Source organism: Arthrobacter sp. ISL-30 (assembly GCF_018613855.1).
Lineage (GTDB): Bacteria > Actinomycetota > Actinomycetes > Actinomycetales > Micrococcaceae > Arthrobacter.
This window is the reverse complement of the sequence record NZ_JAGGPK010000048.1, coordinates 16589-41332: the sequence shown is the minus strand read 5'-3', so window position 1 is coordinate 41332 and position 24744 is coordinate 16589. Positions and strand designations below refer to the sequence as shown.

The 24744-nt window shown below is 64.9% G+C and carries 20 protein-coding genes; 13 read left to right on the top strand and 7 right to left on the bottom strand.

Going from position 1 to position 24744, the window contains the following annotated elements:
- The first annotated feature begins 107 nt into the window (after positions 1-107).
- The 3 genes from J7E82_RS17730 to J7E82_RS17720 all read left to right on the top strand — a co-directional run bounded on the left by J7E82_RS17730 (position 108) and on the right by J7E82_RS17720 (position 6789).
- A complete protein-coding gene (locus tag J7E82_RS17730) occupies positions 108-713 on the top strand; it encodes a DUF4232 domain-containing protein (RefSeq protein ID WP_251042072.1) in 606 nt (201 codons plus the stop codon).
- 72 nt (positions 714-785) lie between these two features.
- Positions 786-5861 carry an ATP-dependent helicase gene (locus J7E82_RS17725; RefSeq protein ID WP_214865009.1) on the top strand — a complete coding sequence of 1692 codons (5076 nt, stop codon included), beginning with the start codon at positions 786-788 and terminating at the stop codon, positions 5859-5861.
- Positions 5854-6789: an Fpg/Nei family DNA glycosylase gene (locus J7E82_RS17720; RefSeq protein WP_214865007.1), complete on the top strand. Its 936-nt coding sequence runs from the start codon at positions 5854-5856 to the stop codon at positions 6787-6789. The genes J7E82_RS17725 and J7E82_RS17720 overlap by 8 nt, the downstream gene beginning before the upstream one ends.
- On the opposite strand, the gene J7E82_RS17715 is transcribed toward J7E82_RS17720, so the two are convergent.
- Positions 6761-7426 carry a YitT family protein gene (locus tag J7E82_RS17715; protein ID WP_251042077.1) on the bottom strand — a complete coding sequence of 222 codons (666 nt, stop codon included), beginning with the start codon at positions 7424-7426 and terminating at the stop codon, positions 6761-6763. The two genes, J7E82_RS17720 and J7E82_RS17715, sit on opposite strands and share 29 nt — an antisense overlap.
- A 178-nt stretch (positions 7427-7604) precedes the next feature.
- Between J7E82_RS17715 and J7E82_RS17710 the strand changes: the two genes are divergently transcribed.
- Entirely contained in the window at positions 7605-9077 is a 1473-nt protein-coding gene (locus tag J7E82_RS17710; RefSeq protein ID WP_214865005.1) for a PLP-dependent aminotransferase family protein, read from the top strand.
- Between the two features lie 194 nt (positions 9078-9271).
- On the opposite strand, the gene J7E82_RS17705 is transcribed toward J7E82_RS17710, so the two are convergent.
- Together J7E82_RS17705 and J7E82_RS17700 are read right to left on the bottom strand one after the other, a co-directional pair.
- Positions 9272-9964 (bottom strand): SRPBCC domain-containing protein, encoded by a 693-nt coding sequence (locus J7E82_RS17705; RefSeq protein ID WP_214865003.1) that lies wholly within the window; start codon positions 9962-9964, stop codon positions 9272-9274.
- Positions 9965-9978: 14 nt separating this feature from the next.
- Positions 9979-10578, bottom strand: coding sequence for a helix-turn-helix domain-containing protein (locus J7E82_RS17700; RefSeq protein ID WP_214865001.1), 600 nt, complete (start codon positions 10576-10578; stop codon positions 9979-9981).
- Between the two features lie 159 nt (positions 10579-10737).
- On the opposite strand from J7E82_RS17700, the gene J7E82_RS17695 reads away from it, so the two are divergent.
- A complete protein-coding gene (locus tag J7E82_RS17695; RefSeq protein WP_214865034.1) occupies positions 10738-11700 on the top strand; it encodes an RluA family pseudouridine synthase in 963 nt (320 codons plus the stop codon).
- A gap of 132 nt (positions 11701-11832) precedes the next feature.
- Positions 11833-12492 (top strand): hypothetical protein, encoded by a 660-nt coding sequence (locus J7E82_RS17690; RefSeq protein WP_214864999.1) that lies wholly within the window; start codon positions 11833-11835, stop codon positions 12490-12492.
- A gap of 6 nt (positions 12493-12498) precedes the next feature.
- On the opposite strand, the gene J7E82_RS17685 is transcribed toward J7E82_RS17690, so the two are convergent.
- The gene (locus J7E82_RS17685; RefSeq protein ID WP_214864997.1) at positions 12499-13023 is read right to left on the bottom strand and encodes an O-acetyl-ADP-ribose deacetylase; all 525 of its coding nucleotides are present in this window, start codon (positions 13021-13023) and stop codon (positions 12499-12501) included.
- Positions 13024-13080: 57 nt separating this feature from the next.
- Here J7E82_RS17685 and J7E82_RS17680 point away from each other — a divergent pair, with 57 nt between their 5' ends.
- Positions 13081-13704 carry a DedA family protein gene (locus J7E82_RS17680; protein ID WP_214864995.1) on the top strand — a complete coding sequence of 208 codons (624 nt, stop codon included), beginning with the start codon at positions 13081-13083 and terminating at the stop codon, positions 13702-13704.
- A 39-nt stretch (positions 13705-13743) separates the two neighbouring features.
- On the opposite strand, the gene J7E82_RS17675 is transcribed toward J7E82_RS17680, so the two are convergent.
- A complete protein-coding gene (locus tag J7E82_RS17675) occupies positions 13744-14049 on the bottom strand; it encodes a hypothetical protein (protein WP_214864993.1) in 306 nt (101 codons plus the stop codon).
- A gap of 170 nt (positions 14050-14219) precedes the next feature.
- Here J7E82_RS17675 and J7E82_RS17670 point away from each other — a divergent pair, with 170 nt between their 5' ends.
- Positions 14220-14645, top strand: coding sequence for a hypothetical protein (locus tag J7E82_RS17670; protein WP_214864991.1), 426 nt, complete (start codon positions 14220-14222; stop codon positions 14643-14645).
- Between the two features lie 13 nt (positions 14646-14658).
- On the opposite strand, the gene ppc is transcribed toward J7E82_RS17670, so the two are convergent.
- A complete protein-coding gene (ppc, locus tag J7E82_RS17665; protein ID WP_214864989.1) occupies positions 14659-17478 on the bottom strand; it encodes a phosphoenolpyruvate carboxylase in 2820 nt (939 codons plus the stop codon).
- A 234-nt stretch (positions 17479-17712) separates the two neighbouring features.
- Here ppc and J7E82_RS17660 point away from each other — a divergent pair, with 234 nt between their 5' ends.
- A complete protein-coding gene (locus tag J7E82_RS17660) occupies positions 17713-18549 on the top strand; it encodes a DUF1684 domain-containing protein (RefSeq protein ID WP_214864987.1) in 837 nt (278 codons plus the stop codon).
- A 13-nt stretch (positions 18550-18562) separates the two neighbouring features.
- Here the strand turns inward: J7E82_RS17660 and J7E82_RS17655 are convergent, their stop codons facing one another.
- Positions 18563-19366 (bottom strand): 3-hydroxyacyl-CoA dehydrogenase, encoded by an 804-nt coding sequence (locus J7E82_RS17655; protein ID WP_214864985.1) that lies wholly within the window; start codon positions 19364-19366, stop codon positions 18563-18565.
- Positions 19367-19560: 194 nt separating this feature from the next.
- Here J7E82_RS17655 and J7E82_RS17650 point away from each other — a divergent pair, with 194 nt between their 5' ends.
- From J7E82_RS17650 to J7E82_RS17635, 4 genes are all read left to right on the top strand, one after another.
- Positions 19561-20748 carry a glycoside hydrolase family 76 protein gene (locus tag J7E82_RS17650; protein WP_214864983.1) on the top strand — a complete coding sequence of 396 codons (1188 nt, stop codon included), beginning with the start codon at positions 19561-19563 and terminating at the stop codon, positions 20746-20748.
- Between the two features lie 180 nt (positions 20749-20928).
- Positions 20929-21981: an iron ABC transporter substrate-binding protein gene (locus tag J7E82_RS17645; protein WP_214864981.1), complete on the top strand. Its 1053-nt coding sequence runs from the start codon at positions 20929-20931 to the stop codon at positions 21979-21981.
- Positions 21982-21985: 4 nt separating this feature from the next.
- On the top strand, positions 21986-23575 hold the full coding sequence (locus J7E82_RS17640) for an iron ABC transporter permease (protein ID WP_214864978.1): 1590 nt from the start codon (positions 21986-21988) through the stop codon (positions 23573-23575).
- On the top strand, positions 23572-24744 hold the full coding sequence (locus J7E82_RS17635) for an ABC transporter ATP-binding protein (protein ID WP_214864976.1): 1173 nt from the start codon (positions 23572-23574) through the stop codon (positions 24742-24744). Before J7E82_RS17640 ends, J7E82_RS17635 begins: the two co-directional genes overlap by 4 nt.

Below are 24744 nucleotides of genomic sequence, written 5' to 3'. Positions count from 1 at the left end.
ATCACAATCCGGGCGTCAATCCGCCCCGCCCGCCGTGGCGCGTTGACTGGCGCCGACTCGAACGTAATTCTGGGGGCATGAGCCCTCACCGCAAAAAGAAGAGTTTGTTGCTTACTGCAGTGGCAGCTTGCGTCCTGCTGCTCTCCGCCTGCGGCCAGGGACAGCCGCAAGGGCAGGGTTCTCCCGCCGGTACGGCGACTTCCGATTCATCCACGTCTTCAACCACGCCGGCTTCACCCACGCCTTCGAGCCCTGCCGCGGTGCCATCCGAGTCCATCGCGGCTGCCGGCACCCCGCGCTGCAAGGCCGACAGCCTGGAGGCACGAATGGACTCCGACAAGGGAGGCGGCGCGGCCGGGAGCGTCTACATGAAGCTCGTCCTGACCAACACCGGCGGCGCAACATGCCTTCTTAAGGGATTCCCCGGAGTGTCACTGACACACGCTCCCGATGGTGAGCCCATCGGGCTGGCCGCTTCCCGCGACAACGTAACGTCCGTGGTCGACGTTGTCCTGGCGCCGGGCCAGTCCGGAACCGCGGTATTGCGCTACGTGCAGCCCGGAAACATCCCCGAGTGTAGCCAGGCTCCGGCCATGGGCTTCCGGATCTATCCGCCGGAAGAAACAGCTTCTTTGTTCATAGCCCAGGAAACGAGGGCCTGCACTAACGCGGACATCAGCCTGCTCGCCGTGAGCCCTTTCCAGACGGCCTAAGCTGCTACTCCCCCTGCAGCTGCTTTTCCCACACGTCTAAATACTGTCAGAGGCATGGGGCATGATTGAGGCATGCAGGGAAAGCTGCCATCCAGCGGCTCCATGGACCGCTTCAGCCAGGCCACCCGGGAATGGTTCCTGGGCGCTTTCAACGCGCCGACTCCCGCGCAGGACGGCGCCTGGAACGCCATTTCTTCCGGCTCCCACGCCCTGGTTGTTGCGCCCACCGGCTCTGGCAAGACCCTGGCCGCCTTCCTCTGGGCCTTGGACCGGTTGCTATCTAAAACCCCTGCCGCCGAACCCCTGCCTGAACTGAACGCACCTGCGCGAGGCCGGGCCAGGGCTCCCAAGCGCAAGACTCGGGTCGTGTATATCTCCCCGCTCAAGGCCCTAGGCGTTGATGTTGAACGCAACCTCCGCGCACCGCTCATCGGCATCACCCAGACCGCCAAGCGCCTGGAACTTCCCGCGCCGCTGATCACGGTGGGCGTCCGGTCCGGAGATACGACGGCGGCCGACCGCCGCGCGCTGCTCAGTCACCCACCCGACATCCTCATCACCACGCCCGAGTCGCTGTTCCTGATGCTCACGTCGCGAGCACGGGAAACCCTAAGCGAGGTTGAGACTGTTATCGTGGATGAGGTCCATGCAGTCGCCGGCACCAAACGCGGCGCCCACCTCGCGGTGTCATTGGAGCGACTGGATGCCCTGCTGCCCAAGCCCGCGCAGAGAATCGGACTGTCTGCGACCGTGGAGCCGCGAGAGCTTGTGGCCCAGTTCCTCGCCGGTTCCGCCCCAGTGGAAATCGTTGCACCCCCGGCCAGCAAGAACTGGAACCTCACGGTCACGGTTCCTGTGGAGGACATGGCGGATCTCCAAGGTGCCTCGGGGGCCTTCGACTCCGGGCCTGCGTCCGGACTGCAGCCCCAGGCATCCATTTGGCCCCATGTGGAAGAGAAGATCGTCGACCTCGTCCTCTCCAAGCAATCCACTATCGTTTTCGCCAATTCAAGGCGCCTGGCCGAGCGCCTGACGGCGCGGCTCAACGAGATCCATGCGGAGCGCCAATTGGTGGCGGTGGGCGCCGATGTGTGGTCTGAAAATCCCGCTTCTTCGCCGGTGCCCGCGTCCAGCGGCGTACCCGTTTCCACGGCAACGCCGGCGCGCATGATGGCGCAGGCGGGGAGCACCAGCGGTGCTGAGCCGATCCTGGCACGAGCCCATCACGGCTCTGTATCCAAGGACCAGCGGGCCATGATCGAGGACGACTTGAAGTCCGGGAGGCTGCGGTGCGTCGTGGCGACGTCGTCCCTGGAGCTCGGCATCGACATGGGCGCGGTGGACCTCGTTGTCCAGGTGGAGTCTCCGCCGTCGGTGGCAAGCGGACTCCAGCGCGTCGGTCGGGCCGGGCACCAGGTCGGCGAGATCTCCGAAGGTGTACTCTTCCCCAAGCACAGGGCGGATCTCGTCCACACCACCATCACCGTCGAACGGATGTTGGGCGGAAAGATAGAGCGGCTCCACATCCCTGCCAATCCCCTGGACATCCTGGCCCAGCAGACTGTCGCGGCCACGGCCCTGGGAAGCATCGACGTCGAAGAGTGGTTCAGCACGGTCCGCCGTTCAGCGCCGTTTGCCACCCTCCCGCGCTCGGCGTTCGAGGCCACGCTTGACCTCCTCGCAGGCCGGTACCCCTCCGACGAGTTCGCCGAACTGCGGCCGCGCATCATCTGGGACCGCGATGCCGGAACCATAGAAGGCCGGCCCGGGGCGCAACGGCTGGCTGTGACATCCGGCGGCACCATTCCGGATCGCGGACTCTTCGGCGTCTACATCATTGGCACGGAGGTTGAAGGCTCAGCCAGCCCGTCCTCAGGGGCCTCAGAGGGTGCCGGCGGTCCGGCGCCGGGCTCCAGTTCCCGGTCGGCCAAGGGCGGGCGCAGGGTTGGCGAGCTCGACGAGGAAATGGTTTACGAATCACGCGTCGGCGATATTTTCGCGCTCGGCGCCACCAGCTGGAAGATCGAGGACATCACTCACGACCGTGTCCTGGTCTCCCCCGCCTTCGGCCAGCCAGGCAAGCTCCCCTTCTGGAAGGGGGACTCCCTGGGACGTCCCGTCGACCTGGGACGCGCACTGGGAGCCTTCGTCCGCGAGCTGTCCGTATCGGATCCGGCACCAGCTATGGAGCGTTGCAAGGCGAGCGGCCTCGACGACTTCGCGGCAGGAAACCTGCTGCAGTACCTCGGCGAGCAAAAGCAGGCAACAGAGGTGGTGCCCAGCGACCAGACCCTCGTCGTCGAACGCTTCCATGACGAGCTCGGAGACTGGCGGGTGGTCCTGCACAGCCCCTTCGGAATGCCCGTCCACGCACCATGGGCTCTCGCCGTCGGGCAGCGGCTGCACCAGCGCTACGGGCTGGACGGCTCTGCCATGGCGGCCGACGACGGCATTGTGCTGCGGGTGCCCATGATGGAGGACGAGCCGCCGGGGGCAGAGCTCTTCCTGTTCGAACCCGAGGAACTGGAACAGATCGTGACGTCAGAGGTGGGCGGCAGCGCACTGTTCGCCTCAAGGTTCCGCGAGTGCGCTGCAAGGGCCCTGCTGCTGCCGCGGCAGAACCCTGCAAAGCGGCAGCCCTTGTGGCAACAGCGGCAGCGTTCGGCCCAGTTGCTGGACGTAGCGAAGAAGTACCCGTCGTTCCCCATAGTGTTGGAAACGGTCCGCGAATGCCTGCAGGACGTCTATGACCTCCCCGCCCTGAAGGAGATTGCCTCCGCTGTTGAGCGGCGCGAACTGCGGATCGTGCAGACCACGACACAACAGCCCTCCCCCTTCGCCAAGTCACTGTTGTTCGGCTACGTTGCCCAGTACCTGTACGAGGGAGATTCCCCGCTGGCGGAACGCCGGGCCGCGGCCCTGGCGCTGGATTCAACCCTGCTCAACGAGCTCCTGGGCCGAGTGGAGCTGCGGGAACTCCTCGACGCCAAGGTCATCGAAACCACGGAACTCGAACTCCAGCGACTGGCACCGGACCGGCGCCTCAAGGGAATGGAGGGGGTCGCAGACCTGCTGCGGCTCTTGGGCCCGCTCACTCCGGAAGAAGTGGCCGCCCGGCTGCAGCCTGCCGAAGCGTTGGTCGGCCAGCCCGTCGAAACGCAGCCTGCCGACGGGGAACCCCCGGCATCAGTGGCCGAGGCCGCCGGGCACCTCTCCACCCTGCAGAAGGCCAACCGTGCGCTCAAGGTGAACATCGCCGGCGTCGAACGTTACGCCGCCGTGGAGGATGCGGCGAGGCTGCGCGATGCCATCGGCGTGCCTCTTCCCATGGGCATTCCGCTGGCCTTCATTGAGCCCGTGGCAGACCCGCTGGGGGACCTCGTTTCCCGCTATGCGCGGACCCATGGTCCGTTCACGTCCGCGGAGGCAGCAGCCCGCCTGGGATTGGGAGTTGCAGTCGTGGCGACGGCGCTTAGGAGGCTCGCCACCGACGGACGCGTCGTGGAAGGCGAGTTCCGTCCCCATCCGGCCAGTAGCCCCGCCCCCGCCCTGCCGTCAGATGCTTCGCTCGCGGGCTCCGTTGCCCTGGACGACCCTTCGCACGCCACCAATGAGACTCCGATGGCGGCGGCTGGTGCCCCGCCGGCCCCAGAGTGGTGCGATTCCGAGGTGCTTCGCAAGCTCAGGCGGCGTTCCCTCGCTGCCCTGCGTGCCGAGGTAGAACCTGTAGACGCGACAGCGTACGCACGCTTCCTCCCCGCGTGGCAAAACGTCACCAGGCCGGGTTCCCGGCGGAGTTCAAGCCTGCGTGGCCTCGACGGCATCATGACCGTCGTCGACCAATTGTCCGGAGTTCCTGTGCCAGCGTCGGCGTGGGAGCCCTTGGTGCTCGCGAGCCGGGTGTCGGATTACCAGCCGGCCATGCTCGATGAACTAATGGCCGCCGGTGAGATCCTCTGGTCCGGTTGCGGCTCCCTTCCAGGAAACGACGGATGGATCAGCCTCCATGTGGCCGAAGCGGCGGAACTGACCCTGAACCCTGTGCCCGGCTTCGAACCTGGCGATGCAGAGCAACGGCTTCTCGATTTCCTGCAGACGGGCGGAGGGGCATACTTCTTCCGGCAACTGACCGAGGTCGCCGGAGGAATGGACACCGTGTTGAGTGACGAAGCCGTCGTTGCCGCCCTCTGGGACCTGGCATGGGCAGGCCGGATCACGGGCGACACCTTTGCCCCCGTCCGGGCGTTGATCGCGGGCGGCAAGACGGCGCACCGGCAGGTGGCAAGGCCGCCCCGGGCGAGATCGCTGCGCATGAGCAGGCTTGGCCGTTCCCATGGCACCGGGCTCATGGGCTCCCCTGGCTTGGGTTCACCGGGTTTGGGTTCACCGGGGTTGGGTTCACCGGGGTTGGGTTCACCGGGGTTGGGCGGCGGACGTTATGGGTCCGCATCAGCCGCACCGGCCACCCCGCCCCTCGCCGTCGGCCGCTGGTCTGCGCTGCCGGTTCCCGAACTGGATGCCACCGTCCACGCCCGGGGCACCGCCGAACTCCTGCTCGACCGTTATGGCGTGGTCACCCGCGGATCCGTGATGGCCGAAAACATCGTGGGCGGCTTCGGACTCATGTACAAGGTCTTGGCCAGGCTCGAGGAAGCGGGCCGCTGCCGCCGAGGCTATTTCATCGAGCATCTCGGGGCTGCACAATTTGCCGTTCCAGCCACGGTGGACAGGCTCCGCTCCTTCACCGAAGATGTCCAGCCGGACAAGGCAGAGCCCATGGCGCTTGCCCTGGCGGCCACTGACCCCGCGAACCCCTATGGCGCCGCGCTCCCTTGGCTGGCACTGTCTGCAGAGGCCGGTTCAGGACATCGCCCCGGGCGGAAGGCGGGCGCGCTGGTGGTGATGGTCGACGGCGCCCTGGTGCTTTACGTGGAACGCGGCGGCAAGACACTCCTTGCTTTCAGCGAAGATGAGCAGGTGCTTTCCGCCGCAGCGGCGGCGCTGGTTGATGTCGTTAAGCGCGGGGCCATTGACAAGCTATTTATGGAGAAGGTCAACGGCCATGACCTCCTGGAAACTCCGGTTGCGGCCGCACTGACGGCGGCCGGCGCCTACTCAACTCCGAAGGGCCTGAGAATCCGTGCCTGAGGGTGACTCCATTCGGCGGACGGCCATCGAGCTCCACGAGGCCCTGGCCGGGCAGGACTTGATCGAATCCGACTTTCGCGTGCCCCGCTTCGCCACCCTGAACCTTGGGGGCTGGACCGTCAGTGAGGTAGTGCCACGGGGAAAGCACCTCCTGATGAGGGTCGTCAGTCCAACCACCGACAGTCCGGCCACGGACCGCAACGCCCGGCAGGCACTGACCATCCACTCACATTTGAAGATGGAGGGCAGCTGGCAGGTCTATCCTCCGCGAGGGAGGTGGAGGAAGCCCGGTCACACCGCCAGATGTGTACTGCGGACCGCGACCGCAGACGTCGTCGGGTTCTCGCTGGGCGTCCTCGAGGTGGTGCCCACCGCAGAGGAGGACCAGGTGGTGGGCTATCTCGGGCCCGACCTGCTGGGACCGGACTGGGATCCGGCAGAGGCGGAACGTCGGCTCCGAGCAGCCCCGGGGGTCCCCCTCGGTGTGGCGTTGCTTGACCAGCGAAATGTTGCCGGAATCGGCAACATCTATCGCTGCGAAGTCTGCTTCCTGGCCGGGACACACCCCGCTACCCCGGTAGCGGAAATAAGCGGGCTCGGAACGGTGCTGGAGAATGCCAAGCGCCTGCTTCAGGCCAATGCCGGGCCTATACGGCGCCGGACGGTCGGCGTCGACGTCATCATGGACGGTCTGCGCGGCAAGGGTCGCGGCGACTCATTGCGAACTGCTGCTTCTGGACGCCCTGCCGCTTTTGGACGCCCTGCCGCTGGACGGCCTGCAACTTCTTACTGGGTGTACCGCCGGGAGCATCAGCCCTGTCTCCGCTGCGGCACACCGATTCGACGAGGAGTGCTGGGCCCGGCTTCCGGACTGGAGGAGCGAGATATCTACTTCTGTCCTAGCTGCCAGCCCGAGCCGGAACGCTAGCGCTCTCTGGGCCGGTTTCCGGGGCGGTTTCCGCGGCGGTTTCCGCGGCGGTTTCCGCGGCGGTTTCCGCGGCGGTTTCCGGGGCGGTTTCCGGAACTTTATGTTCTGGGACGAGGAACATCGGCAACAACAGTTGCACCAGGGGTCCGATTGCCAAGGCGTACAACACCGTTCCCACGCCGACGGATCCGCCCAAGAGCCAGCCAATAGCCAGGGCCACCACCTCGATCAGCGTCCGCGACAGGCGCACTGACCAACCGGTGCGACGGGCCAGGCCGGTCATAAGACCATCGCGGGCGCCAGGGCCAAGCCGGGCACCGATATAGCAGGCGGACGCGATGGCGTTGAGCAGGACAGCACCCACGAGCAGGGCGATCTGGCCACCCAGGTGGGAGAAAGCCGGGATCAGCGCTAGTCCCAGGTCCGCGAACACGCCCACCAGGACTGCGTTAGCCAATGTGCCAAAGCCAGGCTTCTGGCGCAGCGGGATCCAGAGCAAGAGGACCAAGAAGCTCACCACCACAACCACAGTGCCGATGCTCCAGCCTGATTGGCCGGCTACGCCCTGATGGAAAACGTCCCAGGGATCGAGGCCCAGGCTGGCCCGGATGAACATCGCGAGGGAGATCCCGTACATCGCGAGGCCGATCAGGAGTTGCCCAACCCGGCGAGGGAGCCTGGATGAACGGGTGAGCCTGGACGAAGGGCGGCCTGAAGGGCGGGACGGGGATTTCTTGAAGGGACGAGTCAACATGCCATAGATCTTTCCAAAGAACTGGCCTTGTAATCCATAGCCAGTTTGCAATACTGGACCTATGCCCGGCTCCTTGAATCCCACAGCCCTAGTCCGCCTTCTCAGGTCGTGGAACATCGGTTCCGGCCCCGCATACCGCGAGCTGGCCGACGTCGTACGCTTGCTTGTCCTGGACGGGCGCATCCCGCTGGACGTCTCGCTGCCCAGCGAGCGGGCCCTTGCCGAAACGCTGGGACTCAGCCGCACCACTGTGACCGCGGCCTATGCGAGTTTGCGCGAACAGGGCTACCTGGTTGGCGGGCAAGGCAGCCGAGCGCGCACTGGAATCCCGCACCGCAGCATACCGGTGAGCATGCCGGGCCTGGCCATTCCGGATGGGGTGCTGGACCTCGCCTACGCCTCCTTGCCGGCAGCTGGCGAAGCGGTGCATCGGGCTTTCGCGGAAGCACTGACGGAACTCCCCGCCCTGCTGCCCGGCTTTGGCTACGATGCGATTGGAGTCCCAACGCTGCGCGAAGCGATCGCGGCGCGCTATACAGCAGCCGGCGTCCCTACTAGCGCGGGGCAGATCCTGATCACATCCGGTGCGCAGCATGCGCTGAACATCGTGCTGCGCACCATCGCCGGGCAAAACCAGAGAGTCCTGGTTGACCATCCCACGTATCCCAACGCCCTTGACGCCATCCGCTCTGCACGCTGTCGGCCTATTTCTGTGGCGTTGCCGGAAGGCGCGAAGGCCGACGTCGGGGACGGAGACGGCGGCGGCTGGGACATCGAGGCAATGGTCTCGACTATGCAGCATCAAAGACCCGCCATGGCGTACTTGCTCCCCGACTTCCACAATCCCACCGGACGAATCATGTCCAACCTTCAGCGGCGCCGCCTGGTCCGGGCAGCAGCTTCCGCGGATACCATGCTTGTGGTGGATGAAACCCTGCGCGAATTGAACCTCGACGGCGTCGCAACGTCACCACTGGCAGCTTTCAGCCCCGCCGTCGTGTCCATTGGCTCGCTGAGCAAGTCGCACTGGGCCGGCCTTCGAACTGGCTGGATCCGGGCAAGCGAGGACATGATCACACGGCTGGTTGCCACCCGCACCACGATGGACTTGGGCGGACCCGCCGTCGAGCAGTTGGCGGCCGCGCACCTAGTGCGCTCGTTCGAAGAACCGCTGGTGCATCGGCTGGAAACTCTTCGGGGGCAACGCGCGGCGCTGATGGGCCTCCTCGCCGAACACCTTCCCGACTGGAAGCCTGAACGTCCGCGAGGAGGGCTCACCGTCTGGTGCAGGCTCCCGTCGCCATCCAGCACTGCCTTGACGGTAATAGCGCCGGAATTTGGCATCCGTTTGGCGGCCGGGCCACGGTTCGGATTGGGAGGAGCGTTCGAACAATACCTGCGCGTGCCGTTCACTTTGCCGCCGGCTCAGCTCGAACAGGCTGTCCTTGCCCTTCGCTCGGCACAGGAAAAGTTGGATGAATCCCCCCAGCTACGGAGAACCCTGAAGGAGGCACCTCCCGCCGCTATTGCCTAGCCCTGTTTCTGGGGCGGGGCCGTTTGTTTGGGGGCGGGGGCGCCACGTGAGGACGCGCATCGAGCGCCGGGACGCGGCGACAGCGTGGGGACACCCAGATCCGGGTGTCCCCACGCCATCCCCCTGTCCCGCGGCAGGTTCCGCGTCCGCACGACACGTTCCGCGTCCGCATGGTAGGTCCCGCGGTGCGCCGCCTACGCGTAGACCTTCTCCAGGAAGCCGGACCAGGCCTTCGCGGTGGCCTCGGAATCACCCGAGCCGCTGAAATCGTGCACCGCCATCCCCACAGGACCGCCGAAAGCATTGCGACCGAAGAAGCGGTACATGGCATCCTCCGTACGCAGGCCCAGGAAGTTCTCGTTGGAGAAGTCGATGTCGCCGGACAGACGCCCGACGCCTTCGAGGTCCAGATCGACCCTTTCGCCCTGCACGGCATCCTCGACGCCGAGAGCACGCTTCAGCCGGATAAAGCCATCCGGCGTCTGCGACGAGGCCGGTGCCTGGATGTCGGTGAATTGCACGGGCTTGCCGTCGAAGTACTGCAGGTACTGGCCCAATGTGTGCATGTAAAACTGCGTGTGCTTGCTCGCGCCGTCGTACTGCTCGTCCCAGTTGTCCGCGAAGATGCCGCTGTGCACGTAGTGGATGCGGGCCCGGCCACCCTCAAGCGGTTCGATCACGTGCTCCAACTGGTTGAACCAGCCATCCGGTCCTTCCATGCGATTCACCAGGTGGTTCGGGTACTCCTCCACGGTGTTGACTGATTCCCAGCCTTCATTTGGGAACAGCCATGCCGCCGTGTCCTTGGTGACGGCCTCCCATACGCGCTCGGGCGTCCCTGGCAGTTCGCCGTCGAATTCGATCCTGAATTCCTTGTTGTCGCTCATTGCTCTGTCCCCTTCTAGGTGTTTGAGGTGCGTGATGCTTCTTTGAGGGCCGGATGGAGGGCCACGATCAGCCGATGACGGCGGCCGGCTCCTCCGCCGTCGTGGTATTTGGCAACGAGCCTCGTTACGGCGACGCCGAGCTCCTCCGCGAAGGCGGCGCGGTCGGCGGCAGTGCGGAAGGTGATGTCGGCGTCGATGGCGAAGCTGGCAAGCTTCTTCTTGGCGGCGGCGGAGCCTGCAATCAGCTTGCCCATCTCCTGGACAGTCCTGGAGGCCAGCGCAAGCAGCCAGAAGGCGGAGAAGCGGTCCGAGAAACGGTGCGGATCCGGAGCCACGGAGGCCAGCGCCGCCGGCGAGATTAGGTACGAGGCCGCCGTCGCGCGCACAACCCTCTCCGTGACATTCCCCTTCTTCCGCTCCTCCACGAGTTCCACCAGCCGGTGTGCTTCCAGCGCTTTGAGATGGTAGTTCACCTTCTGCCGGGGCAGGCCCACTTTAGCCGCGAGCTGCGTGGCCGAAGCGGGTTCAGCCAGTTCGCGGAGGATGCGCGTCCGGATCGGATCCAGCGACGCTTCCGCCGCGGCCGGGTCCTCGATCACTTCGATGTCCAACATGCTTCCATTGTGCGTACCGACAATTTTTTTTGTCAAGAACATTTTTACCGTCGGTGCTCGTTTCGATGGTTCCCTGGCCAGTAGACGTTGCCCGACGTCGAGCACGCAGCCATCGAACCGGAGCGGGCAGGGTCCACGCCAAAGTAGAATGGACCGATGATGCAATCCCCCCTCCCAGTGCGCGACGGCGTGAACGCCACCCGCCTGCGCCTCCCCAACGAGGGGCGTTGGGACACCGCGATGGACTACATGATGCATCGTTGGGGCCACATTGATCCGCAGGGCATCGAGGACAGGTTCGACGCCGGGGAGATCGTGGGCGAGGGCGGGATTCCCCTGAATCGGACCACCAGGCTCGAGGACCACACCTTCATCTGGTACTACCGCACGCTGCCTCCGGAAACGCGGCTGCCGGTGGAGATCAGCATCCTGCATCAGGACGAGCACATACTCGTTGTGGACAAGCCGCACTTCCTGCCAACGACACCCGGCGGTACCTACATCCAGGAATCCGCCTTGGTCCGCCTGCGGAACCAACTGAACCTGCCGGACCTCATCCCGATGCATCGCCTGGACCGGATGACCGCCGGCGTCCTGCTGCTCTCAACGAACCCCGAGACCCGGGGCAAGTACCAGGTGCTCTTCGAGAAGCGCCAGGTCCAGAAGGAATACGAGTGCGTCTCCGCCGCCGAGCCGGCCGCCGGCCATAACGCCGTCGAATTCCCCGCGGTGGTCCGCAACCGCATGACCAAGTCGCGCAGCTACCTCCTCGCGGAGGTAGTGGACGGCGAACCCAACGCAGAGACCCGCATCGACCGGCTGAGGACGTTTGACGGCGGCACTGGCGACGGCGGCACTCACGACGGCGGCACAACTCACCGCCGGGCGCTGTACCGACTGGAACCCCACACGGGCAAAACCCACCAGCTTCGAGTCCACATGGCTTCCCTGGGGCTGGGGATCCTCAACGATGCGTTTTATCCTGAGGTGCTGGACAAAGCCCCTGACGACTACTCCAAACCCCTGCAGCTGCTGGCACGGGGAATTCGCTTTGTGGACCCCATTCGCAACCAGCCCGTTGAGTATCGCAGCCGGCTCGAATTGAGCGAAGCCAGGTCTTAGCCGCACAGCGAACAGCGGCAGCGCAAGTGTCCCGCATGGGCCGATTTTCGCCCCTCCCGCCATTGCCCTCGGCGGCCTACGATGGGAGTCCATGGTGCGTTCTCCATCGCACTGCGGCGCTGAGGAGGCAGCATGGATCAGCTGAACGAAATCCCCGGGGACAGGACGGCATCCCGGTTCGCCTATGCTGCGGCCGCAACCGGTGCGGTGGGAGTGGTCACCCTCGGAGCCATGTTCGCTGTGGAGGTCCCGCGCGGCGGGCCATTTGTCTTCGGTACCATCACCGACGCCACCGGCGCAGTGTTCAATGTGCTGGTGATTCCGGTAATCCTGCAGGTCCAACGCAGGGTGCCGCCCGCGCCGTGGACGGATCCGATCAAGTGGATCACGGTCTCAGCCTGTGCGGCCGGGGCGGCCAGCTCCGCGCTGCTGGTCTTCAAGGTCCTGGACTTCAACTCCTCGACCTCCATCTCGATCGCCTCCATCAGCCTGCAGGCCCTTTGGTTTTTCCTGGTCCATGGTCGACTCCGGAAGGTAGAGGGCTATCCCCGCAAGCTCTCGCGCCTGGGACGATTCATCGGCGGTGCACTGCTGGTCGGACTGCCCATTGCAGGTGCGGGCTATGCGGCCCAGAGTCCAGATTGGCTGAAAACGGCTGTCATGGGGATCGGGATCGCGCTAGGGGCGGCATCCTGGCTGGCCTGGCCGTATTGGTACTTCCTGGCTGGACGGCATCTTGGCCACAAAGTGGACCTGGGAGCGGCGGCAGCTCCTCCGCAAACTGCCCACTGAGAGCAGTCAGGCCTCCAGCGCGTCCCGGAAGATATCCACCGTCGGCTGGCCGAACAGTACAAATTCCACGAGCTCCGGGCCACTGTCCGGATTCTCCGCGTCGAAGCGCCGCACGGCGTCGAAAGCTATGGACGCTACTTCGCCCGCATCCCAGCCATAGATACCGGCGCTAACAGCCGGAAAAGCCAGCGACCTCGCGCCCAGATCCTTGGCTACCCCGAGGCTCTGCCGGAAGCAGGAGGCCAGCAGCGCGGGATCGGTCTGCCCCGCATGGCGGTTGGGCCCCACGGTGTGGATGACCCATTGTGCGGGAAGTCGGAAGCCGGGGGTCGCGACGGCGGAGCCCACCGACAGCCCGTCCGGCAGTTCCGTTTTCCGGAGTTCGCGGCATGCCTCAAGGAGTTCAGGTCCCGCCGCCCGATGGATCGCGCCGTCCACTCCCCCGCCGCCGAGCAGGGAGGAGTTTGCGGCATTCACGATCGCGTCCACGTGCCGTGAAGTGATGTCGCCCTCAACAATTTCAATCCGCATGGAGCCAGTCTGCCATCGGCAGGTTCCCTCGAGAGGAAAGTGCGGTAATTTGTGCCCATGGACATGAGCTTCGCCGACGGCTGGGGTGCCGCAATCTATTTTTGGATCATCCCGCTCGTCCTCGGCGATGCCGTGTTCCCGCCCGTGCCCTCGGAGATGGTGGTGATCACGGGCGGCGCACTGGCGGCCGACGGCAGGGCCAGCGCCTGGCTGGTCGGAGTCATTGCCGCCACGATGTCCTGGCTTGGCGACATGGTGGTCTTCCAATTGTTTAAGCGTCGCCTCAGCCATGTCCTGGATCGCTGGAACTGGGGACGCCGCCTTCACCGGGGCATTCATGACGCAATTGCCAAGCTCGGCCGCTCCTCTACCTACGGAGCCATCATCGGGGCACGCTTCATCCCGGGAGGACGCCTCGCCACATCGGCTGCGGCGGGTATCGCCGGTGTCTCCACCAAGGGCTTCAGCCTGTGTGCGGGATTGGGGGCCATCCTGTGGGCATCCCTGCAGACCGGCCTTGGCTACTTCGCGGGCACCGCGACGGGGTTGCCTTTCTGGGCGAGCTCGCTGATCGGCGTCGGTGTCGGCCTACTGATCGGCGTCTGCATCGGCGTTATCGCAACCCGCCGTCGCGGCAACCGCTCCCCCATCGACGAACCTGGCGAACCGCTGCTCCCCTGAACCGGACCTTGCTTAAGCCAGCGTTGCTAAGACCGATGCTCAAACCGGCGCCCACTTGCCGCGGGTGCGGCGGAGAACATAAAGGCTTCCGGTCACGGCAACGCGTTCGACGGCGTCACGCATCATCGCGGCAGAGGTCCTGGCTTCGCTGTTCTCACCTTGGTATTCGCCCGCTGGCACCATGAAGCGCAAGCAGATCTGGGGAATGCCGGCCACAATATCCAGCTGGTTTGATTCCACGTGATGGCGGGTACCAAGCGCTTCCACTGCTGCGGACATGACAGCTTCGGGTGGGTTGCCAGGCCGAAGGCCAGTGATCTTAAGCCGGGTCTGGAACGAAGGCATGCTTCAACCCTAGTAGCTAAGGCTCACTGCCATGGAGACCGTCGAGAGTAAGCTGCACCAACGGTTCTCTGTAGTCAACGCGCACGACGCCGTCAGGAATCCTTGAGTCCGCTGCCGGGGCGGACCATTCTTGAAGGCAGGAACGCGGCGCAAATACAAAGGAGACTGAAATGACATACAGCGACCAAAGCAGCGACACGGCCGTCCGGACAGCGGGCATGATTGCCGCCCTGACCTATATTGACGGCGTCGGTTTTCACGGCGTCGCCACATCTATCGCTAAACCGTCCCCCACGATCAACCCGGACTGGTCCACGCTTCTCCGCAACGCCGGGACCGCCGTCGCCTCCATCACATGGCCCGAAGACCTTCACGAGACCGTAGAAACGTTCGTGGCCGCCGCCGGGCAACTGGCCGCAGCTCTCGAGAAGCGCGACATAGAGTCGGCCAAGGCCCCCGCACGGGAAGTTCACGTTGCCTATCACGCCCTAAGCGACGGCGGCTGGAAGCACTTATCAGCGGCCGCAGGTACTGCTGGGAGCGCCGAGACCCCTGAGGGGGCCGATAAGCACCATCACGACCATCACGGACATTAAGCCCAACTGATCGCTAACCCGTGTTGCGCAGACCGGCTGCCACTCCATTGATGGTGATGAGCATGGCCCGCTGCAGGCGTTCGTCGATCTCCGATTCCGCGCCGTTCTTGGCCTTGGCCGCCTGCTCACGAACACGTCGGAGCAGTTCCACCTGCAGGTAGCTGATGGGGTCGAGGTACTGATCGCGGATCTCGAGCGACCGCTTCAATGTGGGCTGCGCGTCGAGGAGTACGGATTCCCCGGTGAGGTTTTGGATCTCGGAAACCGTGAGCTCGTACTCGGCCCGGATCGCGTGGAACAGGTGGTGCAGACCGGACGGAACCAGGGAGGACACGTAGTGCCCGGCAATATCCATGTCGGTCTTGGCCAGGGTCATCTCCACATTGGAAATCACGGACCGGAAGAAGTGCCAGCGGTCCATCATTTCCACCAACTGGGCGGAGTTGCCGGCCTCCCGCGCCGCCTTTAAACCGGAGCCGACGCCGAACCAGCCCGGCACGATCTGACGGGACTGCGTCCAGCCAAACACCCAGGGAATGGCGCGCAGGCCGCCAAGGCCGGCGCCGGAGTCCGGGCGCTTGGAGGGGCGGGATCCGATGTTCAGCGAGCCCAGCTGCTCCACCGGCGTCGAGGCCAGGAAGTAGGCGGGCAGGTCGGGATCGTCAATCAATGCACGGTAGCGGGCAAATGCGGCGTCGGAGATGATCTCCATGACATGCCCGTAGCGTTCGCGCTCGTCGTCGGAGGTACGCGGCGTGCGGTGCAGTGCAGAGCCCTGCATGACGGCGGCCAGCGACAGCTCCAGGTTTTCCCGGGCCAGCTCCGGCAGCGAATACTTGTCCGAGATAACTTCGCCCTGCTCGGTGAACTTGATTTCACCTTCGAGCACACCGTTCGGCTGCGCCATGATGGCGTCGTATGTGGGTCCCCCACCTCGACCAACGGAGCCTCCACGACCGTGGAACAGCCGGACGCTGACGCCGTGCTTGGCGGCGACGTCGCGCAGCTTACGCTGGGTCTTGTGGATCTCCCACTGACTGGTCATCACACCGGATTCCTTGTTGGAGTCCGAGTATCCGAGCATGATTTCCTGCACGTTGCCGCGCAGCCGGACGAGTTCCCGGTAGGACGGATCGCTCAGCAACTGGTCCACGATTTCCGCGGAAGCCCGCAGTTCCTCCACCGTTTCCAGCAGCGGCGCGAAGCCGATCTTGGCGTGCGGGGCGGTGCCGAACAGGTTTACCAGGCCGGCTTCACGGGCCAGGACTGCGGCGGCCAGGACGTCATCGGCGCCGCGGGTCATCGAGATGATGTAGGTCTCGACGACGTCGGGGCCGTAGGTGCGCAACGCCTGCCGGATCTCGCGGAAGACGTCGTACGTGCCGTCAGCAGCGCCGTCGAGCCTGATCGGGTGGCCTGACAGCGGACGGCGAGAGGCAAGCTCGGCGCTGAGGAACTCGAAGCGCTCCTCGCGGCTGAGTTCCGCGTACGGCCTGCCCAGTTCGCCAAGGCGATCCACGAGCTGCCCGACGGCGTCGTGGTGGTGATCGGCGTGTTCGCGGATGTCCAGGGTGGCCAGGTGCAGGCCGAAGGAGGCGATGGCGCGGCGTACGCGGGCCAGGGCACCGTCCGCCACCAGGCCGGCGGAGTGGTTGCGAAGCGACGACTCCAGCAAACCCAACTCGGAAATCACCTCGGTGGTGGCAGTGTAATCACGACCAGGTTCGTGCTGGCTGCCCGCTGCGACTCGCTTGCCCGTGTTGATCAGCTTCGCCTTGATGCAGGTGAGCTTCAGTCGGTACGGCTCCTGTGCGTTCAGTTCAAGGATGCGCTTGTCCAGGCCGGGAAGGTTCTTGAGGTCGACGTCGATCGAATCCAGCAACTCCTGGTCCGCCCCAAACAGTGACGTGGAGTTGGACAACACCGAGATGAGGTCGTCGATCAGGGCGATGCTGATCCGGACCGCGTTCTGGTTCTGCAGCTGCAGGATCTCGCGGGTGACTGCCGCAGTTACGTTCGGGTTGCCGTCGCGGTCCCCGCCGATCCACGAACCGAAACGGATGGGGGGATTCCCGGCATTCAGGGTGACGCCGTGCTCAGCCAGCAGCTCGGACAGCTCGGTCAGCATTTCCGGCATGGCGTCGGTGAGGATGCTGTTGAGGTAGTAGATGGCGTTGCGGGCCTCGTCCACGGGAGTGGGCCGGACCTGGCGGAGCTCATCTGTCTGCCACATCTGGTCGATGATCTCGGACAACTGGCGGTCCTGGCGCCGCCGGGCAGCGGTGCCTTCCTCAGTGGGCTGGGCAAGGACGTCCGACAGCTTGCGGACCTTGTCCAGGACGGAGCGACGGGAGGCCTCAGTGGGGTGCGCAGTGAAGATCGGCCGGACGTCGAGCTCGTTCACGACGTCCTGCAGCACGTGTGGGCCTGCCTGCCCCGCTATCTCGGCAACGGCCTTGGCCAGCCAGCCATCCTTCTCCTGGCGGGTCCGCAGTCCGCGCACCCGGTGGACCTGCTCAGCGGCGTTGGCAAGGTGGAAGTAGAACGCGAAGGCGCGGACCAGGTCGGTCGCCTGCTCAAGAGGCAGGGAGGCCAGCAGCTCGCGGACCTGGGCGACGACGTCGTGCGCGCTCCAGGGACCCGTGGCATCTGCGCCGCCGCGAGCGGCTTCCTTGGATTCCTTGGTGAGGAGGCGGACCTGCTCCACGAGGTCAAGCAGTTGCGGCCCGTGCTGTCGGACGAGGGATTCGCCCAGGAGCGTGGAAACGCGACGGACGTCGGCGCGAAGTTCTGCGGCGAGATCCGTACCGTTGTTTTGTGCAGTGTCAACCATGAAAAAAACTTACCTCTGATTATTGGCCCGTACACTGCGCTGGATACTGTGAGCCGGATTACTAGTTCCTATGGGATGTTACCCGCAGCACGCATGGGCCGGGAATTCGTTTCACATAGTGTCCGAACATAGCGTCCGACCGGCGGGTCTCAGCTGGCGCTGCCGCCTCCCGGGAATGCCCGGGCCGGGTGCATAGTTGAAGGCAACGACACAGCACCCGCTTTTGGAGGATCCGTGAGCACAGCAACCCAGGCAACTGAGGCCCAACTGGAGCGCTGGCAGCGCTTTCGGCGCAGCAGGAATTCCGCCCTCGCCGCGGAGCACGGCTGGCTCACGCTGACGTCATTCCAGTGGCTCGATAGTGAGCCGTCCACTGTGGATCTCGCGCCGGGGCTCTGGTCTACGGACGGCACGACGGCGACCCTCACCGCAACGGCTTCGGACGGATTGACGCTGGTGGAAACCGGTGAGCCGGTAGATGGGACGCTTACCGCGACCCTTCAGGATGAGGAATCACTCATGTGGGTCCAGTTCGGGGGCGACGACGGCACCCAGGTTGTAGTGGAACTCGCCATGCGTGCGGGCAAGTACGCCGTCAGGACACGCGACAACTCCTCCCCCGTCCTGACTGAGTTCGAGGGCGTGCCCACTTTTGACTACAAACCGGACTGGGTGATCGAAGGACGGTTCGAGCCCTACCCGGAGCCGGTTGACGTCCCTATCAGCACCGCGAATCCGCTCGTGGAGGGGGTGCACCGTTCGGTTGGCGAGATCGTGTTCCGTGTCCCCGGACTGCCCCACGAAGTCCGGCTCCACGCCGAGGAGGAGAAACTGGGTGCACTCAACGTCACCTTCCACGACGAGACCAACGGGATCACCACCGACGAATGGCGCAAGGTGTTCGTGCCCCGCCCCCGCCCGGACGGCAGCGTCATCATCGACTTCAACCGCGCCATCAACTACCCCAGCGCCTTCACGCCCTACGGCACCTGCCCTATGCCCGTCCGAGGCAACTCCATAGATGTCGCAGTGGAGGCCGGCGAGAAGCTGCCAACAGGCCGGATCGTCTAGGACTGCATCGCTTTCATTTGGGGGCCATTCGGATGGCACCGTCAAGCCGGATGGTCTCGCCGTTGAGCATCGCATTGTCCACGATGTGGGCCACGAGGTTGGCATACTCGGCGGGTCGTCCAAGCCGGGAAGGATGAGGGACCTGCCGGCCGAGGGAATCCTGCGCCTCTTGGGGCAATCCGGCCAGCATGGGTGTTTCGAAGATGCCCGGGGCGATGGTCACCACCCGGATCAGCGAGCGCGCGAACTCCCGGGCAAGGGGCAGGGTCATGGCTGCCACCCCTCCCTTGGACGCCGAATAGGCGGGCTGGCCGATCTGCCCGTCGAACGCTGCTACGGAGGCGGTGTTGATGATGACGCCGCGCTCGCTGCCGCCAAGTTCGGTGGTGGCGGGCTCGGTCCGGGCCATGGCCTCGGCTGCCAGCCGAAGGACATTGAAGGTGCCTACGAGGTTGATCTGGATGACTTTGCTGAAGGCGTCCAGAGGCAGGACACCTTCTCGCCCCAAGACCTTGCCGGGAGTCGCGATTCCGGCACAGTTCACCACGATCCTCAGGGGACCGAGCGCTGTAGCGGCGTCGACGGCGGCCTGGACCTGTTCCGGGCTGGTCACGTCTGCCGGGACGAAAACCGCCTTGCCCCCAGCTGCTGCGCCCGGGGTGCGGGAGTTGAGCTCGTCGGCGTAGGCAGCCCCATTGGAAGTCGGCAGATCCATGATCACCACGGACCCTCCGGCGTCGAACAATCGCCTGGCAGTAGCGGCGCCGAGGCCTGATGCCGCGCCCGAGATCAGCGCAACTGCGCCCTTGATGTCCACACATCCTCCTTGATGCCGCCTTGCAGTCCGTTAATGCATGTTAACTGGATCACAGCCGTTCCGCACATCGGGGAGAGGGCAGCGGACCTGCCCGGCGCCGAACGACGGCCTGGCAATGCTCAGTTGCAGCTGGCCCACGCATCGCTGCAGCAGTGTTCAGCTAGGCTGCAGCAGAGCTCAGCTAGGCTGGCGCTATGCCCCGCCCCGAGGACGTCCCACGCCTTTCAGGAGAACCATCTTCAGGAGAACCCGCACCAGCAGACCGGGCTACTGCGGCGGCGCGGGCTGTTACCCGGCATTTCGGCCAGCGCCTTCCCTTCCTCCCCTGGACCCACCTGGGCGCAGTGGCCCACCCCTCCAACCGGCTCCAGAATCTCTTCCGCCCGTGGCATTACTGGTGGCAGGCGCACTATCTGGACTGCCTGGTGGATACGGGGTTCCGCGAGCTCGCAACCGGCACCAGGTTCGACGGCGGCCTCCGTCCCAGCGCAGGCAGGCTCGCGTCCCGGCTCGTCACGGGAATCCGGCTCAGGAACCTCCTGCGCTTCACTAACAGCTACTACGACGACATGGCCTGGTTTGCCCTGTCCACCCAGCGGTTGCAGAAGCTCGCGGATCAGTCACGAAAGCCCGGGCGCAGGCGCAATGACCGAATCCGGCGCAGGCTGTCTCTCGAATTCGACTCCGCTTCAACGGATGACCTGGGTGGCGGCACTTTCTGGAGCATCAAGCGCGATTTCAAGAACACTCCGGCCACCGCACCCGTCGCCCTCTACTTTGCCCGCTCCGGGTATCCGGACAAGGCACAGGCGTTGGTGGACTGGCTGAATGCCCGCCTTTTCGACGCCGACCGTGGCCTCTACCTGGACGGCATCCGGATCAGCAACGGGCAAGAAATCCTGGAAGAAGGGGTCTACACCTACAACCAGGGACCCATCCTGGGCGCCTTCCTTGAGCTCGGAGGGGAGCGGAACCTGGACCGCGCCGCCGTCGTCGTTGCCGCCGTCGACCGTCACCTCACGGTTCCTGCAGTCGGCGTTGCCAACCGGCTTCTGCGCTGCGACGGAACCGGCGACGGCGGGTTGTTTACGGGGATCCTGGCGCGGTACCTCGCCCTCGCCGCGGCCGATCCTCGACTTCCCGCAACGACCCGTGCTACCGCGAAACGGCTCGTCACAGACACGGCCGAGGCGTTCTGGGCTGGCAGGATGCTCCGCCCCGAACGAGCTGAAAAAGGAAGAACCAAGGCCCCGGACTGGCTGGTCTTCTCAGTCCACGCGCAACTGCCCGCGGCCGAAACGTATCCGCCAGGGTCCGCCGTCGAGCTTTCCACGCAGCTGCAGGCATGGATGACGCTCGAAGCTGCCGCCACGCTCACGTAAGGGCGACTGACTTAAATTACGAAACGCAACACTGACGTAATTGTTGTGATGTCAGTCACTTAACTACCTCTTAGCTTGGTGCTTAGGTTTGGCTAACCTACCATTTTTCCATTGACGCCACTTCTCCCGGGGTCAAGAGGACCGCGGTCCCACAACTCGTGTTCGCAGAAAGCAGCTCCAATGATGATCCGCTCAAAGGCACTGGCCGGCATTGCACTCGCAACCACCGCTGCACTCGGACTGGCAGCCTGTGGCTCCAGCCCCTCCGCCACTCCCGCAGCGACTGAGGCACCTACCGCAGGCCCCGGTGAGCTCACCGTCTACAACGCCCAGCACGAGAGCCTGACCAAGGAATGGATCGAAGCCTTCACTGCTGAAACCGGCATCAAGGTTGTGCTGCGCCAGGGCTCGGACACGGAGATGTCCAACCAGATCGTCCAGGAAGGCGCGGCCTCCCCCGCCGACGTGTTCCTCACTGAGAACTCTCCCGCAATGGCGCAGGTGGAGAACGCGGGCCTCTTCGCGGACGTAGACAAGGCCACGATCGACCAAGTTCCTGCCGAATTCCGACCCTCCACAGGCAAGTGGACCGGCATCGCCGCCCGTTCTACCGTGCTGGTGTACGACAAGGCCAAGCTGAGCGAAGACAAGCTGCCCGAGTCCATGCTGGATCTGGCCAGCCCGGAGTGGAAGGGCAAGTGGGCCGCGTCGCCGTCGGGCGCCGACTTCCAGGCAATCGTTTCGGCCCTCCTTGAACTCAAGGGCGAAGCCGCCACGAAGGAATGGCTCGCAGGCATGAAGGAGAACTTCAAGGCCTACAAGGGCAACAGCACCGCCATGAAGGCCGTCAACGCCGGAGAGGTGGACGCCGCCCTGATCTACCACTACTACTACTACGGTGACCAGTCGAAGACCGGAGAAAACTCCAAGAACGTCATGCCGTACTACTTCAAGAACCAGGATCCGGGCGCATTCCTCTCGGTCTCGGGCGGCGGTGTGCTGAAGTCCTCCAAGAAGGCCGAGCAGGCCCAGGCTTTCCTGAAGTTCATCACCGGCAAGAAGGGCCAGGAGATCCTGAAGGACGGCACCTCCTTCGAATACGCCATCGCTTCCGAGGTTGCCGCGAATGACAAGCTGGTTCCCATCAAGGACCTGCAAGCACCCACTGTTGACCCCGCCAAGCTGAACTCCAAGAAGGTCACCGAGCTGATGACTGAGGCAGGACTGCTGTAATTCCATGACCACTGGTCTATCGGCCCCCGAGCTTCCGGGGGGCACGACGGCGGGCAAGGGCAAGCGCCCTCGCCCGCCTTTCGGCGCTTCAGCGCTCGGGGCCATCGCCGTACTGATCGCCCTGTTTTCCCTCGTTCCGTTGGGTTACGTCGCCTACATGACGTGGGCAACCGGCTGGGATGCCGCCGTCGGACTGATCTTCCGCCCGCGAGTGGGTGAGCTTCTGGTCAACACGCTGCTCCTTATGCTCTTCACCGTGCCTTTGTGCCTCGTGGCCGGCGTCGGCGGCGCCTGGCTCGTCGAACGCACCAGGCTTCACGGGCACAGGATCTGGGCAGTTGCCCTGGCAGCGCCGCTCGCAATTCCCGCCTTCGTCAACAGCTATGCCTGGGTCTCCGCGGTGCCATCGCTGGAAGGTGTCTGGTCCGGCGTACTGATCGCCACCCTGTCCTACTTCCCCCTCGTCTACATCCCTGTCGCTGCCACCTTAAGCCGGCTGGATCCCGCGATCGAGCAGTCCGCGGCATCGCTGGGCCTGGGGCCGTGGGCAGTATTCTTCCGGGTAATCCTGCCGCAGCTCCGTATTGCCATGATCGGTGGCGCACTCCTGGTTTCGCTGCACTTGCTGGCTGAGTACGGGGCGTTCGCCATGATCCGCTTTGATACCTTCACGACGGCGATCATGATCCAGTACCAGTCCACTTTCAACGGATCAGCGGGCAACATGCTGGCCAGCGTCCTGGTGTTTTTCTGCCTGATACTGCTGCTGATCGAGGTCCGCAGCCGTGGCACAGCGCGCTACGCCCGGGTAGGCTCCGGGGCCCAGGCCAAGGCCGTTCGGCTGCCGCTGCGCCACTACCAGGCTCCCGCCCAACTGGCCCTGCTGGCACTCACGCTGCTGGCGTTCGGGCTGCCGCTCTGGTCGGTCCTGCGCTGGGTCATGGCGGGCGGCGCGCAGGTCTGGGGCGCCACTGAAATCCTGCCCGCCCTCCTGCAAACGCTGGGCTACGCACTCGCGGGAGCCGTTGTGACTACAGTGGTGGCCTTTCCCATGGCTTACCTGGCAGTCCGGCACGCAAGCTGGTTCACGAAGCTACTGGAACTGTCCAATTACGTCACCAGCTCCCTTCCCGGGATCGTGGTGGGCCTCGCTTTCGTCACTGTCAGCATCCGCGCCGTCCCTGGCGTCTACCAGAGCGCCGGGGTATTGATTGCCGCCTACGTGCTGCTTTTCCTGCCCCGTGCACTGGTGAATCTCCGCTCGGGATTGGCCCAGGCCCCCAAGGAACTTGACGAGGCCGCGCGGGTGCTTGGGAAGCCCCCGCTGGTCTCCTTCTTCAGGGTCACGCTGCGGCTCACCGCCCCTGCCGCGGCTGGCGGAACGGCCCTTGTATTCCTAGCGATCGTCAATGAACTGACGGCCACACTGCTGCTCGCCCCCAACGGCACCCGCACATTGGCAACGCAATTCTGGAGCAAGAGCAGCGAGATCGACTACTCGGGCGCAGCGCCTTATGCCCTGCTGATGATCGTACTTTCCGCCCCCATGACCTACCTGCTGTTCCAACAGTCCAAGAAAGTAGCCGGACAGTGACCGAGCAAGCCCCCTCGAGGCTCCCCGAACCGCGCGTCGCACCCTCCGTGGCCCCCACCACCAACGGCCATCTGGACATCACGGACGCCACCAAGAACTTCGGTTCCCAAGCGGTGCTGAAGGGGGTCAACCTGCATGTCGCAAAAGGCGGCACTACCGCCATAGTGGGACCCTCCGGGTCGGGAAAAACGACCTTGCTGCGGCTCATCGCGGGGTTTGAACATCCAGCTACCGGCACCATCAGCCTCAATGGTCGTCTGGTTTCCGGAAACGGGGTCTGGGTGCCCGCCCATAAGCGGCAGATTGGCTACGTGGCACAGGACGGCGCGCTGTTTCCGCACCTCACCGTAGGCCAGAATATCGCCTTCGGCCTGGACTCCAGCAAGCTCAATGGCCACGGTTCGGGCCGCCGAGGGATTCGCTCGCGGGTCGGGGAACTGCTGGAAATGGTGGCGCTGGATCCCGCCCTGGCCAACCGCCGCCCGCATCAGCTCTCCGGAGGGCAGCAGCAGCGCGTGGCCCTTGCGAGGGCGCTGGCACGGCAGCCGGAACTTATGCTGCTCGACGAGCCCTTCTCAGCCCTGGATGCCGGTCTGCGCGTGGCCACGCGACGCACGGTTGCGAAGGTGCTCAATGCTGCCGGTGTGACCACCATCCTGGTGACGCACGACCAGGCCGAGGCCCTCTCCTTCGCGGACCAGGTAGCCGTCATGTGCGGCGGGAAGCTGGCGCAGATTGGGAACCCGTTCGTGGTCTACACCCGTCCGGCCGATCGTGCCACGGCAGAGTTCCTCGGTGACGCCGTCATCCTCGACGCGTGGATGGAGGGATCCCTCGCAACGTGTTCGCTGGGAGCCATTCCCGTCCGTCGTCCCCCTGCCCAAGGCCGCGTGCAGCTCATGCTTCGTCCGGAGCAGATCCGGATCGCGGAGGACGGCCCTATCCGCGGCGTTGTAGTGGACACTGACTACTTCGGCCCTGAAACTACCGTGCGCCTGAAGTTGGCCGTGCCCCCGGAACTTGCGTCAGGTGCCGTGCCGGATCCCCGCTTCCCCGGCGGCGGAGAAGTCATCACTATTCGCCACTGGAACGCCTCGATTGCCAGACCTGGCATGGAACTTTGCCTGCGAGTGGTGGGCGAAGGAGTCGCCTTCCCGCTGGAGGGCTGA

Excerpts from the sequence above, each read along its gene's own strand:
- J7E82_RS17710 (WP_214865005.1), top strand. The coding sequence starts at position 7,605 with ATGCCCGGCTCCTTGAATCCCACAGCCCTAGTCCGCCTTCTCAGGTCG.
- J7E82_RS17650 (WP_214864983.1), top strand. The coding sequence starts at position 19,561 with ATGCCCCGCCCCGAGGACGTCCCACGCCTTTCAGGAGAACCATCTTCA.
- J7E82_RS17685 (WP_214864997.1), bottom strand. The coding sequence starts at position 13,023 with ATGCGGATTGAAATTGTTGAGGGCGACATCACTTCACGGCACGTGGAC.
- J7E82_RS17670 (WP_214864991.1), top strand. The coding sequence starts at position 14,220 with ATGACATACAGCGACCAAAGCAGCGACACGGCCGTCCGGACAGCGGGC.
- J7E82_RS17700 (WP_214865001.1), bottom strand. The coding sequence starts at position 10,578 with ATGTTGGACATCGAAGTGATCGAGGACCCGGCCGCGGCGGAAGCGTCG.
- ppc (WP_214864989.1), bottom strand. The coding sequence starts at position 17,478 with ATGGTTGACACTGCACAAAACAACGGTACGGATCTCGCCGCAGAACTT.
- J7E82_RS17715 (WP_251042077.1), bottom strand. The coding sequence starts at position 7,426 with ATGTACGGGATCTCCCTCGCGATGTTCATCCGGGCCAGCCTGGGCCTC.
- J7E82_RS17680 (WP_214864995.1), top strand. The coding sequence starts at position 13,081 with ATGGACATGAGCTTCGCCGACGGCTGGGGTGCCGCAATCTATTTTTGG.
- J7E82_RS17725 (WP_214865009.1), top strand. The coding sequence starts at position 786 with ATGCAGGGAAAGCTGCCATCCAGCGGCTCCATGGACCGCTTCAGCCAG.
- J7E82_RS17645 (WP_214864981.1), top strand. The coding sequence starts at position 20,929 with ATGATGATCCGCTCAAAGGCACTGGCCGGCATTGCACTCGCAACCACC.
- J7E82_RS17705 (WP_214865003.1), bottom strand. The coding sequence starts at position 9,964 with ATGAGCGACAACAAGGAATTCAGGATCGAATTCGACGGCGAACTGCCA.
- J7E82_RS17640 (WP_214864978.1), top strand. The coding sequence starts at position 21,986 with ATGACCACTGGTCTATCGGCCCCCGAGCTTCCGGGGGGCACGACGGCG.
- J7E82_RS17690 (WP_214864999.1), top strand. The coding sequence starts at position 11,833 with ATGGATCAGCTGAACGAAATCCCCGGGGACAGGACGGCATCCCGGTTC.
- J7E82_RS17695 (WP_214865034.1), top strand. The coding sequence starts at position 10,738 with ATGCAATCCCCCCTCCCAGTGCGCGACGGCGTGAACGCCACCCGCCTG.
- J7E82_RS17675 (WP_214864993.1), bottom strand. The coding sequence starts at position 14,049 with ATGCCTTCGTTCCAGACCCGGCTTAAGATCACTGGCCTTCGGCCTGGC.